This is a genomic window from Exiguobacterium sp. E4787 (assembly GCF_018618375.1).
GTDB classification, from domain to species: Bacteria; Bacillota; Bacilli; order Exiguobacteriales; family Exiguobacteriaceae; genus Exiguobacterium; species Exiguobacterium chiriqhucha.
In genome coordinates, this window is record NZ_JACSLY010000003.1 from 125,497 (window position 1) to 140,776 (window position 15,280).

Below are 15,280 nucleotides of genomic sequence, written 5' to 3' on the forward strand. Positions count from 1 at the left end.
CTGATATTCATTTACACATCTAAGACTATTTTGTGAACATATGAGGAGGAGATTCGTATGACAACCGGAATTAAACTCGTCACCATTGGGGGCGGTAGCAGTTATACACCAGAATTGATGGAAGGGTTCATTAAGCGGTATGAAGAGTTACCGATTCGCGAAATTTGGCTCGTCGACATCGAGGCCGGTCAAGACAAACTCGACATCGTCGGACAAATGGCGCAGCGAATGTGGGACGCTTCTCCGTATGACGTTAAAGTGCATCTGACGCTCGACCGTCGAGAAGCGTTACAAGACGCCGACTTTGTTACGACCCAGTTCCGTGTCGGTTTGCTCGACGCCCGCATCAAAGATGAACGGATTCCGCTCTCGTACGGCATGGTCGGCCAAGAGACGAACGGGGCCGGCGGTATCTTGAAGGCGTTCCGTACCATTCCGGTCATCCTTGATATCGTCGAAGACATGAAACAGCTCTGTCCGGACGCCTGGCTCGTCAACTTCACGAACCCGAGCGGAATGGTGACCGATGCGGTCATCCGTTACGGCAAATGGGACAAAGTCATCGGCCTGTGCAACGTGCCGGTCAATGCGATGATGGCAGAACCGGAACTGATTGGTAAGAAACCGGAAGAGTTGATTTACTCGTTCGCCGGATTGAACCACTTCCATTGGCACCGGGTTCATGACGTGCATGGTCAAGACGTCACGCGCGACATCATCGACAAGATGTATGACGGCGATTCGGGCATCCCCGCCAATATTCATGACATGCCGTTCTTCAAAGAACAACTGCAACAGATGAACATGATTCCTTGCGGCTATCACCGATACTATTACCGTGCCGAAGAGATGCTCGCCCACATGCTCGAGGAATATCGGGACCCGGCCGTCGGCACACGTGCCGAGCAAGTGAAGCAAACCGAAGCCGAGCTGTTCGAGCTGTACAAAGACCCGAACCTCGACCATAAACCGGAGCAACTGTCTAAACGCGGCGGTGCCCACTACTCGGACGCGGCGTGTGAGACGATCGCCTCGATTTACGCCAATAAGAACACACATATCGTCGTCTCGACGAAGAACAACGGGGCCGTCCCGGACCTCGCCCCGGACGACGTCGTCGAAGTATCGGCCTATATCGGGGCGACCGGTGCGAAACCAATCGCGTTCGGCGCACTCGCCCCCGCTGAAAAAGGATGGCTCCAAGTGATGAAGAACATGGAGCGGTGCGTCGAAGAAGCGGCCGTGACCGGTGACTACGGACTCGCCCTTCAAGCGTTCATCATCAATCCGCTCATCCCGAGCGGCGAGACCGCGAAACGGGTGCTCGATGAACTGCTCATCGCCCATAAAGCGTACTTGCCACAGTTCGCCGATAAAATCGCTGAACTCGAAGCGAGCGGCGTCACGATCAAAGACGAAGTCGTTCAAGCACTCCAACCTATTCATCAAGCATAAAAACAGCCGACGCACCTCGAATGCGTCGGCTGTTCATATTATTTAATCAATTCGAGGTCGACCGGGATGTTCTCTTCCACTGTCTCCCCTTTTAAGTGGTTCACAGCAGCCTCGACACCGAGTTTTCCAATCTCTGTCGGTTTCTGTGCGACCGTCGCAGCCATCGTTCCGTCCTCGACCGCCTTGACGGCATCATCCGTCGCATCAAAGCCGATGACTTTGACATCGTTCAAGCCGGCACTGTTCAACGCTTGAACGGCACCGAGTGCCATCTCATCATTATGAGCGAATACGGCGACGATGTCTTTATTGTCTTGCAAGATGTTCTCCATGACCGTCAACCCTTGGGCCCGGTCAAAGTTAGCCGACTGTTTGGCAACGACGTCAAGTTTTCCATCGATTGCTTCGTTGAATCCTTGACCACGGTCACGTGTCGCTGACGCTCCTGGAATCCCTTCGAGTTCGACGACTTTCCCACCTTCGCCGACGAGTTCAACCATATAGTCACCTGCGAGCTTCCCACCAGCGACGTTATCTGACGCCACGTGCGCGACCACGTCGCCTGACTCGGCGTTACGGTCGACCGTGATGACCGGGATGCCCGCATCGTTCGCACTTTGAACGGCTGCACCGACTGCTTCCGAATCGGTCGGGTTGATAAGAATCAAGTCCATCCTTTTTTGAATCATGTCTTCGACGTCGCTCACTTGTTTGGCCGCATCGTTTTGCGCATCGGCGACCGTGAGTGTCGCATCGAGTTCAGTTGCTTGCTCTTCCGCACCGTCTTTCAACGCGACGAAGAACGGGTTGTTTAGTGTCGAAATCGAGAGCCCTATTTTGAAGTCCCCGTCTTTCGTCTCTTGCTCCGAACTTGTCCCCGGTTGTTCCGTCGAACAAGCTGCCATGACGACCATTGTCAATACGAGTAGCCAAGCTGTCCATTTTTTCATCTTCCGTTTCCCCTTTCGATGATTACGCGTTTTGTTTTCGATCGAGCAATACTGCGAATAAAATGACGGCCCCTTTGACGACGAGTTGGAAAAACGATGAGACGCCAAGAAGGTTCAAACCGTTGTTCAACGTGCCGATAATGAGCGCCCCAATCAGCGTCCCGACAATCCAGCCTCGTCCACCCGCAAGACTCGTTCCCCCGAGAACGACCGCTGCGATGGCGTCAAGTTCATAAGACGTCCCAGCCGTCGGTTGGGCCGAGTTGAGACGCGATGTCAAAATGATGCCGGCGAGTGCCGCCAATGTACCCGACAACGAGTAAATCAAGACTTTGACTTTGTTGACCCCGATGCCCATCAGTTTGGCAGCTTCCTCGTTACCGCCAATCGCGTACGTATGACGACCGAACGTCGTCTTTTTCAAAATGAAGTACAACACACCGAAAGCGATCAACATCGTCACAGCTGGCACCGGGATAATCCAGAAGTAACCGCGTCCGAGGAGTTCGAACCACGTCGAGTCGCCTAACCCGGTAATCGGACGGCCGTCCGTATAGACGAGCGTCAAACCCCGATAAATCGTCATCGTCGCGAGCGTCGCGATGAACGGTGCGACTTTCCCGTATGTGATGACGGCGCCGTTGAACGCACCGAGCACAGCACCGGCAATCAATCCGAGCGCGATCGCCATGACCGCGTGTTGCCCATCGACCATCATGCCGGCGACGAACGCCGAAGACAAGGCGAGAATCGAACCGACCGATAAGTCGATGCCGCCTGTCAAAATGACGAACGTCATCCCGAACGCAATCAAGGCGTTGATAGACACTTGGCGAAGGACGTTAAAGATGTTGTTCAACGAGAGAAAACCTGGTTCGAGCGCCGTCACCACAACGATGATGGCGAGCAATCCGAATAACGGTCCGAGCTTTTGTCCCCAACCAAGCTTTTGCGGCCGACCTAATGCAGTCGCAGCTTTCAATTCCATATCATTGTCCTCCTGTCGCATATGTCATGACTTTTTCTTGCGTCGCCTCGTCTTTGGCCAACGTTCCGGTGACGACACCTTCTCGCATGACGACAATCCGATCGCTCATCCCGAGTACCTCGGGTAAATCCGACGACACCATGATAATGGCGACGCCCGACTCGGCAAGCTCACTCATGATCGTGTAAATCTCTTTTTTCGCCCCGACATCGACACCACGCGTCGGTTCGTCGAGAATCAAGACGTCCGGCTCGGCGCCGAGCCATTTGCCGAGGACGATTTTTTGTTGGTTCCCACCCGAGAGCGACTTCACTTTCTGCTCCATCGAATGATGTTTGACGCGCAGCTTTTTCAAATAACCGTCCGCGAACTGTTCTTCCGCTTGCCGTGAGATGATGGTTCCCTTCGCTCGTTTATCGAGCGTCGGCAGCGATAAGTTCTCACGTAACGTGAAGTCGAGCAACAACCCTTCGCCTTTTCGGTCTTCCGTCAAGAAGGCGATGCCGTGTCGGATCGCGTCGGCCGGTTGCTTGATTCGGATTTCGGTTCCGTTCAGTTTGACGACGCCTGCTTTGGCCCGGTCGGCTCCGAATAAGGCACGCATCACTTCGGTGCGTCCAGCTCCCATGAGTCCCGAGAAACCGACGATTTCACCGGCTCGAACATCAAACGAGACATTGTGGAACCGGTTACCTATCAATCCATCGACTTCAAGTACGACGTCGCCAATCGTGGCGTTCCGATCCGGATAGCGTTCCCCAATCTCGCGCCCGACCATCTCTTTGACGATTTCTTCGAACGATGTCTCAGCGATACGGTGTGTCCCAATCGACACGCCGTCGCGGAGGACAGTGATGCGGTCGCACAGTTCAAAAATCTCTTCCATCCGGTGCGAGATATAGATAATCGACACGCCTTGGTCACGCAACGCCCGCGATACCGAGAACAGCGCTCGAATCTCGCGGTCGGTGAGTGCGGCGGTCGGTTCGTCCATGACGATGACTTTCGCATCCGTCATGAGCGCTTTGGCGATCTCGATCATCTGCTGTTGTCCGACAGATAATTGTTTGGCGAGCTGATCGACTTCCATGAACACGTTCAACTCGGCCAAATACTCCCGCGCCCGACGCTTCATCTCTTGCTGCTTGATGACACCGAACGGACCGGTCAATTCCCGTCCAAGGAACAAGTTTTCCATCACCGTCAGCTCCGGCAGTATGTTCAACTCTTGGTGAATAAACGCGATGCCCGCCCGTTCGGCTTCTTTCGGATGTTTGAACTGCCGGACGGCCCCATCGATGACGACTTCTCCTTCATCAAGCGGATGCAGCCCGGTCATCACTTTCATGAGCGTCGATTTGCCGGCCCCGTTTTCGCCCATCAACGCATGAATTTCGCCGGGTAACAATTCGAAGTCGACGCCTTTCAATACACTGACCGGACCGAACGATTTATGGATGCGCTTCAACTGGATGTGCATCGAACCCCTCCTTAAAAGATGACGCCGGCATGTAAAATGACGTTCGCATACGGAGTCGCTTCTCCTGTCCGGATGACGACTTTCGCTTGTTCGACCTCGCGTTTGAACGCTTCATGCGAACAAGTTTTCACCGTGTCAAATCGATCGGTCAACGCTTTGGCGATTGGCTCGTTCGCGGTGAACACCTCATCGGCTACGGTGATCTGTTCGATGACCATATCCGACTCGACCGCATCTAATACATCGAGGAACGACGGTTCACCGAGACGAAGCGCCAAATCGACTCGCGCCACGCCATTTGGAATCGGTAGTCCACAGTCCGCGATGACAACCGTGTCCGTATGACCCAAGTCCGCAAAGATTTTGGTCAAATGGCTATTCAAAATCCCATGTTTCTTCATCACACTCGCTCCAATCGTCTCATGACGTCGTTCCGGTTCGGCATGCCGCCTTGGGCTCCGAACCCTTCCACACTCAATCCTGAAGCGACGACGGCGAAGCGTACCGCTTCACGTAACTCGCTTCCTTCCATCAAGGCGGCCGCGAGGGCCCCGTTGAACGTGTCCCCCGCTCCCGTCGTATCGACGACATCGGCTCGGATGGCTGGAACGTGCTGAATCATCTCGCCATCAAAGAAGCGGACACCGTTGACCCCTTCGGTCACAATCAGTTTGTTCGGATAGCGGCGCAGCACCTCATCGAGCGGGATGTCTCCGAACAAGTCACGGCACTCGTGCTCGTTTGGCGTCACGTAGGTTACATGCTCGAGCAGTTCATCCGTGAGCGGTTGCGACGGAGCCGGATTTAACAACACCGGGATTTGACGGGCGCGACAGTACGCACTCACTTGTTCGACCGTTGCAATTGGAATCTCGAGTTGGAGCAAGACGAGTGTCTCGTCATCAATCAACTGTTCGAGCTCGGCTTCCGTGAAGACGACTTGTTTATTCGCCGATTGGACGACGACAATCGAGTTGTCACCTTCGGCGAGCACGATATGCGCCGTCCCGGTCACTTCGCCGTCAATCGTCCGCAGGTGTTGGGTCCCCACTTTATTCTGTTCAAAGTTTTGGCGGATACGCTGTCCGAATTCATCGGAACCGACACATCCGACCATCTCGACTCGTCCTCCGAGTCGAGCGGCGGCGACCGCTTGGTTGGCACCCTTTCCTCCGGGCACCGTCTGAAACGCCTGCCCGATGACGGTCTCTCCTGCCTGCGGACGTTTGTCTGTTGTGACCACTAAATCCATCGATACACTACCGATGACCACAATTCGCTTCATGTGTCATGCCCCTTTCGGATCGTCGTCTGTCGCTCCGTCAACGTGACGGGCAACAAGATTTCTTTCGTAACGGTATCTTTCTTCTCAATCAAGTCGAGGAGTCGCTCGGTCGCTCGGCGTCCCATCTCATAGATGGGTTGCGAGATTGTCGTGAGCGGCGGCGACGTCATCTCCCCGAGCTCTATGCCGTCGTAACCGATGACTTGTAAGTCTTCTGGCACACGCACATTCCGACGCACCGCTTCCTGCAACACCGCGGCCGCGATGACGTCATTGGCGGCGAACAATCCATCGAACGGCCAATGCTCATCAAACAGCGTTTGCGCCGCCGTGAGCGCTTCTTTGAACGTGAAACTCGAATGTGTCATGCCGACGAGACGATCTCCCGCGACGTCAAGGAACCCATCCGTCCGTCGCTTCACCGTCTGCAGCTGTTCCGGTCCGCCAATGTGAGCGAGCCTTGTCGCGCCACAATTCAACAGCGTCTCTGCCGCCAGCCGACCGCCTTCATATCCGTCTGAAATGACGGCATCAATGCCGGACTTGACGATTCGGTCGAGCGCGACCATCGGCACCTCTAACTTTTCATAGTTCGGATTGTCCGAGTGGTTCGTCGTGATGATTAGGCCGTCAACATGCATCGTCTGAAGCGCGACCAAGTACGACTGTTCTTTCGCCAGTTGCTCGTCCGTGTTGCACAAGACGACTTGATAGCCGTGCTGATTGGCCACGTCTTCGATCGCGCGGGCCAACTGCGGGAAGAACGGGTTCGTGATATCTGGCATAATCAATCCGATCAGCCCGGATGTTTTGGTGAATAACGAACGCGCGACCCGGTTCGGGGCGTAGTCGAGCTCGGCGATGGCCCGCTCGACGGCCTCCCTCGCCTCGGCGCTCACATAGCCGTTATTGTTCATGACACGGGACACGGTCGCGACAGAAACGTTCGCCCGTTTGGCCACTTGTTTGATTGTTGCCATCTCGACTCCCCCTTTTTTGGTAACGCTTACAAACACATCATAATGTGTAACCGGTTACATATCAAGTGTTAATTTTTCCGCACCAAAAAACGCCAAGCTCATCATTGAGCCCGGCGTTCCTCATACTCGTCTTTCGTCACAACGTAAATGAGGCTCTGCACCGTGCGCCCATCCAAGCGCGTCAACTGTTGGGATGTCGTGAAGACGTACGTGAAGCCCGTCTTTTCGACGACACGGCGCGACTGGTCGTTGAAGTCGAAATGTCCGCACCAGATGCGTTCGAGCTCGAGATCATCAAATCCGTGGCGCATCACTTCATGAACGGCCTCCGGGATGTACCCTTTCCCCCAGTGCTCCGGGCTGAGGACATACCCAATCTCGCGTTGGCGGTCATGCTGAATCTCAGGGTCCGGCCGGCGGTCGTGCAACCCGAGGCTGCCGATGACCTCACCTGTCTCTTTTAACGTGATGGCCCAGACGTCTTCGTCTTGTTGGAACAGCCGGATGACGTCACGCGTCTCCTCGACCGATTGGTGCGACGCCCATCCGGCTTTTGGTCCGACCCGCTCGTCTTGCGCGTATCGAAACATCTGTTCAGCGTCCTCGAGTTGAAACGCCCGCAACCGGAGCCGATCTGTATCAAGTTGAATCATGGTGTTCTTCCTTTCTGTCGTTTCCCTCGGATTCGTTACGGGAATGAGTCCATGAGGAGGGATGACGATGCCATTTGATTATGATTTAGATTTTGAAACGATTGATTTCCGTAAACAACCGGAGCTGTATCGGGTCGGACGAGGCGAACAAGGCGTCCTGCTCGTCGAACCGTATAAAAGTGAGATTCTTCCCCATTGGCGTTTCAAGACGCCCGACATCGCCAAACAGTCCGCCGATGAGATTATGGAGCTGTTCGAGGCGTATCGGGCCGCCGATGACTTCGTCGGGATGGATATGGCCCGCAAATTCATCCAGATGGGCTATACCCGGGCGAGACGTTACGCCAACTATAAAGGCGGACGAAAATATAAGGACGACGGCGACATCCACGACCGACAAATCGATGAAGAGAAGGCGGAATCGGCCCGCATCTTCAAGGAGCGATGGGACCAGCTTCGGGCCGATGAAGACTATTTGAAACGAAAGAAGGCCCACCAGAAACAGTATGGATGATTATTGGGTCATGACGAGAAAACGGGTCATCCCTTTTTCAAACGACGTGACCTGTTGAAACCCAAGCCGCTCATAGAGATGGATGGCCCGCTCGTTGAACGCGGCCACCGTCAGCCGGAGCGGTTTGCCTTCGCGCGCCGCTTCTTGCATCACTAAACAGACGAACGTCCGACCGTATCCTCGCCCCGTTCGGTCCGGTCGCATGCCGAGACCGAGGTCGACGTATGTGTCATCGTAAACGTATGTATCGTTCGGCACCTGGGCGTATTTGCCGAGACAGTAAAAACCGATCAACGTACCGTCATGGACGGCCTGATATGCCATTAGTTCATCCAGCCCTTCCGCTGAAGCTTCTTGGTTATAAAAATCATATGGTGACTCGTACGTCCACGCTTGAATCGCGCGGGCGTCTTGTCGCGTCATCGGGCGAATGTCCATCATGTCCTCCTTTCTCACGTCTCCTCTTGTTCGTGCTCGCCGGCAAACATTCCTGTCTGCATCAAGAAAAGGATGGGTCGCCCCATCCTCATTTCCGTGTCCACGTCGCCGTGAGGTCGACATCGGCCGCATGCATCAAATTTGTAATCGGACAACGTGCTTCGACGCCTTTTTGTAGCGCCGCAATCCGTTCATCCGATTCAATCGTATCGAGGACGATCTTCACATGCACCGCCTCGAAATACGTTCGCACTCCCTCGACCCCTTGGAAACCACGCGGGTCGAGCGTCCCTTCGGTCACGAACGTCACCCCGTCATAACTGAAGTCCTGGTCTTGCGCCACGTAAGCGATCATAATCGTCGTACACGCCGAGAGTGACCCGAGCAAATATTCGAGTGGATTCGGTCCGGCATCCGTTCCGCCAAGTCGTTCCGGCTCATCGACGATGAACGGTTCCAAGTCACGCACATGCACCGTCGTCTTCACACTTGTCGCTTCCCCTTCGGCGCGCATCGTCACCAATGGTTTTTCAGTCATCGCGTCTCCTCCTCCAAAATGATATCATCCTACTACTCGTTCCCGTTATTTCGGACCGTGTAACACCTCATCGTAAATCGCATAATCGTTTTTCCCTTGTTGCTTGATTTGATACATCGCTTGGTCCGCCTTATGGATCAGCGTGTCCAAATCGTTGCCTTGGGTTGGAGAGACGCTCACGCCGATGCTCGCTCGAATCGGGATTTTCTCACGGCCGAGACGGAACGGTCGCTCTTCCAGCAGCGATTGTAATCGTTCGACGAACGCGACGATGTCATCCGCCTCGACGTCTGTCACATACATATAAAACTCATCGCCGCCGACACGCGAGGCGAGACCCGTCTCCGGTGTCGCCAGCTCGAGCAAGACGCCGAGGTGGACGAGAAAATCATCGCCAACCTGGTGGCCGTACGTATCATTGATGCCTTTGAAGCCGTCGAGGTCGAGAATGACGAGCGCGAGCGTATCCGCTTGCAGCAACGCCTGATCGGCTTGTTCATAAAACGCGCGGCGGTTCGCGAGCTTCGTGAGCGGGTCGTGATAGGCGAAGAAGCGAATCGACTGCTCGGCCTCTTTGAACGTATGGACATCACGAATCAAAATCATCCCGTGAATCTTTTGGTCGATATAGACGAAATCGCCGTCGATGACGACGTACCGTTCTTGTCCCGATTTCGTCTGAATCTTCGTCTCGAACTCGAGGAACTTCTTTTGGGCTTTGAAGTGCTTGGTGTAGTGCTCGCACCACTCGTCTCGCTTCTTTTCCGGCAACAAGTCGACGAAGCGTTCATTGACGACACGAACGGTATGGAACAGTGTCCGCGCGGCCGGGTTCGCACTCTCGATGCGACCGGTGTCGTCGACGAGCAGGATGGCAGACGGATTCAAGTTATAGAGCGTGCCGTATCGTTTCGCGTAAGACGCGAGGAAGTCGAGCCGGTTCATCGCCACGACGAGCGCGACCGTCCAGACCAAGCCTCCGTACATATAGGCATACGGTGGCATGATTCCACGAAACTGGAAATAACCGAAGACGATGTCCCAGACGAGGACGACGACCGCCGTCCAAATGAGCATCCGGAGCACCAGTTGATGTTCGTGGCGATCTGCACGCTTCAAGGCATACATCAGCAACACGATAATCAAGAAATGAAACACGTTCCCGACCGTCATCGTCGTCAAATAGGACACGTTGAACTCCGGATATATCCAAGGACCGACTTGATCGAAGCGCTGACTGTTCAAGATGTTCTCTTGACGGATGAACGTCAACGCGACCGGGATGAGTGGCAAATAGATGACATACGGATATATCCATTTCGGCAGTTTCGCCCCGACTCCCGTCACTTTGACGATAAAGTGGACGGAACAGACGAAAATCAAAATGCCGGCATTGCCGAACCAGTACGTGACGAAGGCCGGGCTCGCGTCAATCGGCGACAGGTGCCGACCGAACTCGGCCAAGAACAGCATCGCGTAGCCGAATACGAATAGGCTGAGCAGTCGATGTTCGACTTGGCGCGGATTGCGGAGCAAGACATCTAGGGCCAGGTGGCTCAATAAGAATGCCGGCAATAAATACACGGCCATATAGAGAAATAATGTGGTCACGGATAGACCCCTTTCTTCAAACAAATCCATCTCTTACTTTCTCTATCGGTCGAAACGAATCCTTTCTCGAGTGTACGGACACATCCATACAAAAAGCGAGCGGAACCAAAGTCCACTCGCTGTCTTCATCTCGTTTATCAAAAATAGGATCGTCAAAAACCACGACGTCATCGGCATCGAGACCCTGCAGGTGAAACACATGCAGCAGGACCGCAAGCTCGGCAAAGCGATCTCCGATGTCAGTTGGTCGGAGTTCTTCCGCATGCTCGCATACAAGGCGGACTGGTACGGCAAAACCGTCGTCAAGGTCGGCAAGACGTTCGCCTCGAGCCAGCTCTGTTCGAGTTGCGGCCATCGACACAAAGACGTGAAGCATCTCGGTCTGCGCATATGGACATGCCCGGGTTGCGGGACGCACCACGACCGCGATGTGAACGCAGGACTGAACCTCAAACGAGAGGCCGAGCGCATCTTGGCCTCCACAACCGTCGGGACGACGGGGATAGCCTGATCAGGTTCCGGTCGTTCGACCGGATCACCCAGGAATCCTCCACCTCCAAGTGAAGCGTAGGTGGGGGTAGTTCAAAATGTGTCTTCGATTGCCGTATCGCCTGTGACGAGATCAATCGTTTGATTGTGGGCCGCGTCATGTCCGATGACGTGTGCCAAGAAGGCCGCTACGTCTGCGCGTGGGATTTCCCCCGTCTTGACGTCGCCCGTCTTCACTTTGCCCGTGCCGGCGTCGTCCGTGAGGGCGCCCGGACGAACGATCGTATACGTCAGTCCGCTCTCCTCGAGCAAACGATCGGCATGATGTTTCGCGACATAGTATGGTTTCATCTCTTCCGGCCATGCCGAACGATCTTCCGCCTTCAAGGCGCTGACCATGACGAACTGTTTTACATTCCCGTTCGCCTGAGCCGCCTCGACACTTTTCGCCGCGCCGTCAAGGTCGATTAACAGCGTCTTGTCGGCTCCGGTACTACCGCCTGAACCAGCCGCAAAGACGACCACGTCCATCCCAGACATCGCCTGTTCAAGTGACGACACGTCACCTTCGAGGTCGCCTAAAACGGCTTGATAGCCTTTCGATGTAAAGTCGTCGAGTTGCTCTTGTTTCCGCACCATCGCCGTGACTTGATGCTTCCCTTCCTCGTGCAATCGTTCGACGAGCTGTTTTCCAATCTGTCCATTCGCGCCTATTACAAATACGTTCATCTGTCTTCCTCCTCAAGTTGAATTCAGAGACAAGCGAAACGCCGTGTGGCCATGGCCACATCCGGTGCAGAAGCGATAGCCGAGATGACGGCGACGCCGTCCGCCCCGTCGTTCCGAATCATTGAAACGTGTTCCGGTAAAATGCCGCCAATCCCCACGATTGGCAGCTCTCGATACAAGGCTCGAACTTGGCGGATGAGCACCGTCCCGTTCACTGCCCCGGCGTCTTCTTTCGAATTCGTCGGGTGGACCGGACCGATGCCCACATAATCCGCATGCTCGATGGCCGCCGCTACTTCTTCGAGCGTGTGCACCGAGACACCAAGCCATTTGTCCGGGCCGATTCGCTCACGAACGCGTGCGGCCTCGGCATCATCCTGTCCGATATGCACGCCGTCGGCATCGATGCGCTCTGCTAGGTCGACGTCATCATTGATGATGAACGGAACATCGTATGAGCGGCAGAGTGTTTGCAACGCTCTCGCCATCGCTTCTTTTTTATCCCCATACAGTGCATGTTTACCTTTTTCGCGAAATTGAAAACATGTCACGCCACATTGAAGTGCCGTTTCCACCGTCTGGAGCATGTCTTCCGCGTTTGCGGTTCCGCAAATAAAATAAAGCCGCAACTGCTCAGCGATGGTTCGTTGTGATGGATTCAAGCGTCACACCTGCCTCTCCATGTGTCGCATACGCCCAGTGATTCGTCGGTCCATGTCCGGCACCGATATCGAGTCCATGCGTGATCGCGCTTTGGATGAACCGCTTGGCTGTAACCGTCGCCTCGAGGATGGAATGCCCTTTGGCCAGTTCCGCCGTGAGTGCTGCCGAAAACGTACAACCGGTTCCGTGTGTGTCACTCGTCTGGATGCGCGGGGCCGACAAGAGGAACGTCTCTGACGCCGTCATGACCAAATCGTCCGCAGTTGCGCCATCGAGATGTCCGCCTTTTAAGATGACAGCACGGACACCATACGCTAACATCTGCTCTGCTGCTTTAATCCGGTCTTCAAACGTCCGAATCGTCATGCCCGTCAACACTTCCGCTTCCGGCACGTTCGGCGTGACGACGGTCGTGAGCGGCAAGAGGGATGTCTTGAGCGCCTGGACCGCCGAATCCTGAAGTAGCGAGGCCCCGCCTTTCGCAATCATGACCGGGTCAACGACGAGCCGATTGAATGTGTGACGCCGCACCCCATCAGCGACCACCTCGATGCGCGCCGCATCGAACAACATCCCGGTCTTGCACGCCGCAATCGTAAAGTCTGAACCGATTGCATCGAGTTGTTGCGTCACGAGTTCTGGTGACACCGCCTCGACCCCATGCACCCCACGCGTGTTTTGGGCCGTGACGGCCGTCAAAACACTCGTCCCGAACACACCGAGCTCTTGGAACGTCTTCAAATCAGCTTGAATGCCAGCGCCACCGCCCGAATCTGAACCGGCAATCGTCAATACTTGAGGCCGTATCATGACACCACCTCGATGCGGTCACTCGGCAACTCGACCGCCGTCATCTTGCCTAGCTCATTCAAGAAGTGAACGGGGAAGTCACCCGGTCCGTCAGCCAAAGCGGTAGCGAGTTCGCCGCACCGGGCATAGCCGGCGAGCGCCGTCGCCGTGGCCGTAACCGCATCCCGTTCGACCGCAAGGAACGCACCGACGACCGCACTGAGTAAACAACCGGTCCCTGTCGTCCGGGCCATCGCGCCAGTACCGCCTTTAATTTCAATCGTCACGTCCCCGTCGCTGACGACATCCGTTTCTCCGGTCACGGCAACGACACAGGTGTAGCGTCGTGCCGCCTCACGCGCGATTTGATTCAAATCGTCTCGCGTTTCACCGGCGTCCACACCGCGCGCCGCCGCGTCGAGACCAATCAATGTCGCGATTTCTCCGGCATTCCCACGAATGACCGTCACGCGGACATGTTGCAGAATCGCTTTGGCGACGTCGCGCCGGAATGAGGTCGCCCCGACCCCGACCGGATCGAAGACGACTGGACGACCCGCTTGATTCGCCGCCTGCCCGGCTCGAATCATCGTACGTTCCGTCATTGCATCGAGCGTGCCGATATTAAGCACGAGCGCATCGCTCACGGATGCCATCTCGGCCACTTCTTCGACCGCAGATGCCATGACCGGGGCCGCACCGATGGCGAGCAACCCGTCCGCTGAAAAGTTGGCGACGACGATATTCGTGATGTTGTGGATGAGTGGCCGTTCGGCTCTGACTTTGTCCCATAAGTCGCGCTTCATCGTGTTACCCCCGCCGGTAAATCCCACGACTCGAGCGTCCACGCCATCTCCCAAAACGCGTGTTCATAATAACAACTCTTCAAGAACAGCTGCTGATACCGGAATCGCTCTTCCGCGGTCGCCTGTCCGGCGAGCACGTCGAGCCGTTCAATCTGTTCCTCGACGAGGTCGCGGAACCATTCCGACCCGTACGTCGCAATCCACGTCGTATAAATCGGATGATCGGGTGTCGCGTCTTTCAATCGCTCCCCGATCTCATAATAGACCCAGTAGCAAGGCAAGATTGACGCGAGCACGTCGCCGAGCGTCGGCCCAGCCTGTTGCATATGCATCGCATAGGCGTAAGCCGTCGGGGCCGGTTCGAACGTCGCCCACTCCGCCTCCGTCACGTCGAGCAACGTGAAAAACTCACGATGCAGCGCATGCTCCGCTTCAATCGTGTGAAGGGCGTGCGTCAAAAAACGGCTCGCCACTTCCATATTCGGGGCGAGCGTCGCGCCTTTCGCCTGTACTTTCGAAAACTGATTCAAATAATACGAGTCTTGCATGACGTAATGCCGAAATTTCGCCTCGTCGAGTTCACCCGTTCCGAGTTCGCGGACGAACGGGTGATCAAAACTGGCTTGAAACAAAGCATCTGCCTCTTGTCGTAGATGTGCGGTGAATGTCATGTGTTCTCCTCCTTTGTGATTAAAAAAGACGCCGCCTCCCATAACGGAAGCGGCGTCGGATTTACACAAAGTGTACGAGAACAATCGGTTCGCCCACTTCCCTACGCTAGCGTGAACTAGATCAGGTTCAAAGGGTCTGGACCTCGTCCATCTCAGCCGCGTCACGCGACTCCCCTAGTGGTAAACATTATGAAATTCGGTCGTCTACGACCACATCATATCAGTCTTTCCCTGTACTGAA

General features: G+C 55.2%; 17 protein-coding genes, 1 pseudogene and 1 riboswitch. Of the genes and pseudogenes, 3 read left to right on the plus strand and 15 right to left on the minus strand.

Annotated elements, in window-relative coordinates; all coding sequences use genetic code 11:
* Positions 1 to 57: 57 nt before the first annotated feature.
* Positions 58 to 1,455: a 6-phospho-beta-glucosidase gene (locus KNP80_RS05515; protein WP_214719040.1), complete on the plus strand. Its 1,398-nt coding sequence runs from the start codon at positions 58 to 60 to the stop codon at positions 1,453 to 1,455.
* Between the two features lie 38 nt (positions 1,456 to 1,493).
* On the opposite strand, the gene rbsB is transcribed toward KNP80_RS05515, so the two are convergent.
* The 7 genes from rbsB to KNP80_RS05550 all read right to left on the minus strand — a co-directional run bounded on the left by rbsB (position 1,494) and on the right by KNP80_RS05550 (position 7,791).
* Positions 1,494 to 2,405: a ribose ABC transporter substrate-binding protein RbsB gene (gene rbsB, locus KNP80_RS05520; protein WP_214834078.1), complete on the minus strand. Its 912-nt coding sequence runs from the start codon at positions 2,403 to 2,405 to the stop codon at positions 1,494 to 1,496.
* A 22-nt stretch (positions 2,406 to 2,427) separates the two neighbouring features.
* Positions 2,428 to 3,393: an ABC transporter permease subunit gene (locus KNP80_RS05525; protein ID WP_021065942.1), complete on the minus strand. Its 966-nt coding sequence runs from the start codon at positions 3,391 to 3,393 to the stop codon at positions 2,428 to 2,430.
* 1 nt (position 3,394) lies between these two features.
* Positions 3,395 to 4,873: a sugar ABC transporter ATP-binding protein gene (locus KNP80_RS05530; RefSeq protein ID WP_214719036.1), complete on the minus strand. Its 1,479-nt coding sequence runs from the start codon at positions 4,871 to 4,873 to the stop codon at positions 3,395 to 3,397.
* 11 nt (positions 4,874 to 4,884) lie between these two features.
* Positions 4,885 to 5,274, minus strand: coding sequence for a D-ribose pyranase (gene rbsD, locus KNP80_RS05535; protein WP_214719034.1), 390 nt, complete (start codon positions 5,272 to 5,274; stop codon positions 4,885 to 4,887).
* Positions 5,274 to 6,158, minus strand: a complete 885-nt coding sequence (gene rbsK, locus KNP80_RS05540) for a ribokinase (protein ID WP_214719032.1) — start codon at positions 6,156 to 6,158, stop codon at positions 5,274 to 5,276. The genes rbsD and rbsK overlap by 1 nt, the downstream gene beginning before the upstream one ends.
* Entirely contained in the window at positions 6,155 to 7,138 is a 984-nt protein-coding gene (locus KNP80_RS05545; protein WP_214833399.1) for a LacI family DNA-binding transcriptional regulator, read from the minus strand. The genes rbsK and KNP80_RS05545 overlap by 4 nt, the downstream gene beginning before the upstream one ends.
* 101 nt (positions 7,139 to 7,239) lie before the next feature.
* A complete protein-coding gene (locus KNP80_RS05550; protein ID WP_214834081.1) occupies positions 7,240 to 7,791 on the minus strand; it encodes a GNAT family N-acetyltransferase in 552 nt (183 codons plus the stop codon).
* 67 nt (positions 7,792 to 7,858) lie between these two features.
* Between KNP80_RS05550 and KNP80_RS05555 the strand changes: the two genes are divergently transcribed.
* Positions 7,859 to 8,305, plus strand: coding sequence for a DUF4385 domain-containing protein (locus KNP80_RS05555; RefSeq protein WP_214719028.1), 447 nt, complete (start codon positions 7,859 to 7,861; stop codon positions 8,303 to 8,305).
* On the opposite strand, the gene KNP80_RS05560 is transcribed toward KNP80_RS05555, so the two are convergent.
* The 3 genes from KNP80_RS05560 to KNP80_RS05570 form a co-directional block, all read right to left on the minus strand.
* Positions 8,306 to 8,743 carry a GNAT family N-acetyltransferase gene (locus KNP80_RS05560; protein ID WP_214834084.1) on the minus strand — a complete coding sequence of 146 codons (438 nt, stop codon included), beginning with the start codon at positions 8,741 to 8,743 and terminating at the stop codon, positions 8,306 to 8,308.
* An 88-nt stretch (positions 8,744 to 8,831) separates the two neighbouring features.
* The gene (locus KNP80_RS05565) at positions 8,832 to 9,281 is read right to left on the minus strand and encodes an OsmC family protein (RefSeq protein WP_214834087.1); all 450 of its coding nucleotides are present in this window, start codon (positions 9,279 to 9,281) and stop codon (positions 8,832 to 8,834) included.
* Positions 9,282 to 9,326: 45 nt separating this feature from the next.
* Positions 9,327 to 10,892, minus strand: coding sequence for a GGDEF domain-containing protein (locus tag KNP80_RS05570; protein WP_214719024.1), 1,566 nt, complete (start codon positions 10,890 to 10,892; stop codon positions 9,327 to 9,329).
* A 61-nt stretch (positions 10,893 to 10,953) separates the two neighbouring features.
* Here KNP80_RS05570 and KNP80_RS05575 point away from each other — a divergent pair.
* Positions 10,954 to 11,403, plus strand: a pseudogene (locus KNP80_RS05575) (RNA-guided endonuclease TnpB family protein); the annotation flags it as partial.
* 71 nt (positions 11,404 to 11,474) lie between these two features.
* Here KNP80_RS05575 and KNP80_RS05580 read toward each other — a convergent pair.
* The 5 genes from KNP80_RS05580 to tenA are packed head-to-tail and all read right to left on the minus strand — an operon-like array spanning position 11,475 to position 15,039.
* Entirely contained in the window at positions 11,475 to 12,110 is a 636-nt protein-coding gene (locus KNP80_RS05580) for an SDR family oxidoreductase (protein WP_214834090.1), read from the minus strand.
* A gap of 23 nt (positions 12,111 to 12,133) precedes the next feature.
* Positions 12,134 to 12,772: a thiamine phosphate synthase gene (gene thiE, locus KNP80_RS05585; protein WP_214834093.1), complete on the minus strand. Its 639-nt coding sequence runs from the start codon at positions 12,770 to 12,772 to the stop codon at positions 12,134 to 12,136.
* Entirely contained in the window at positions 12,744 to 13,583 is an 840-nt protein-coding gene (thiD, locus tag KNP80_RS05590; RefSeq protein WP_251132336.1) for a bifunctional hydroxymethylpyrimidine kinase/phosphomethylpyrimidine kinase, read from the minus strand. Before thiD ends, thiE begins: the two co-directional genes overlap by 29 nt.
* Positions 13,580 to 14,368 (minus strand): hydroxyethylthiazole kinase, encoded by a 789-nt coding sequence (gene thiM / locus KNP80_RS05595; RefSeq protein ID WP_214834095.1) that lies wholly within the window; start codon positions 14,366 to 14,368, stop codon positions 13,580 to 13,582. Before thiM ends, thiD begins: the two co-directional genes overlap by 4 nt.
* A complete protein-coding gene (tenA, locus tag KNP80_RS05600) occupies positions 14,365 to 15,039 on the minus strand; it encodes a thiaminase II (protein WP_214719004.1) in 675 nt (224 codons plus the stop codon). The genes thiM and tenA overlap by 4 nt, the downstream gene beginning before the upstream one ends.
* Positions 15,040 to 15,120: 81 nt before the next feature.
* A riboswitch (TPP riboswitch) is annotated at positions 15,121 to 15,225 on the minus strand.
* Between the last annotated feature and the right edge of the window lie 55 nt (positions 15,226 to 15,280).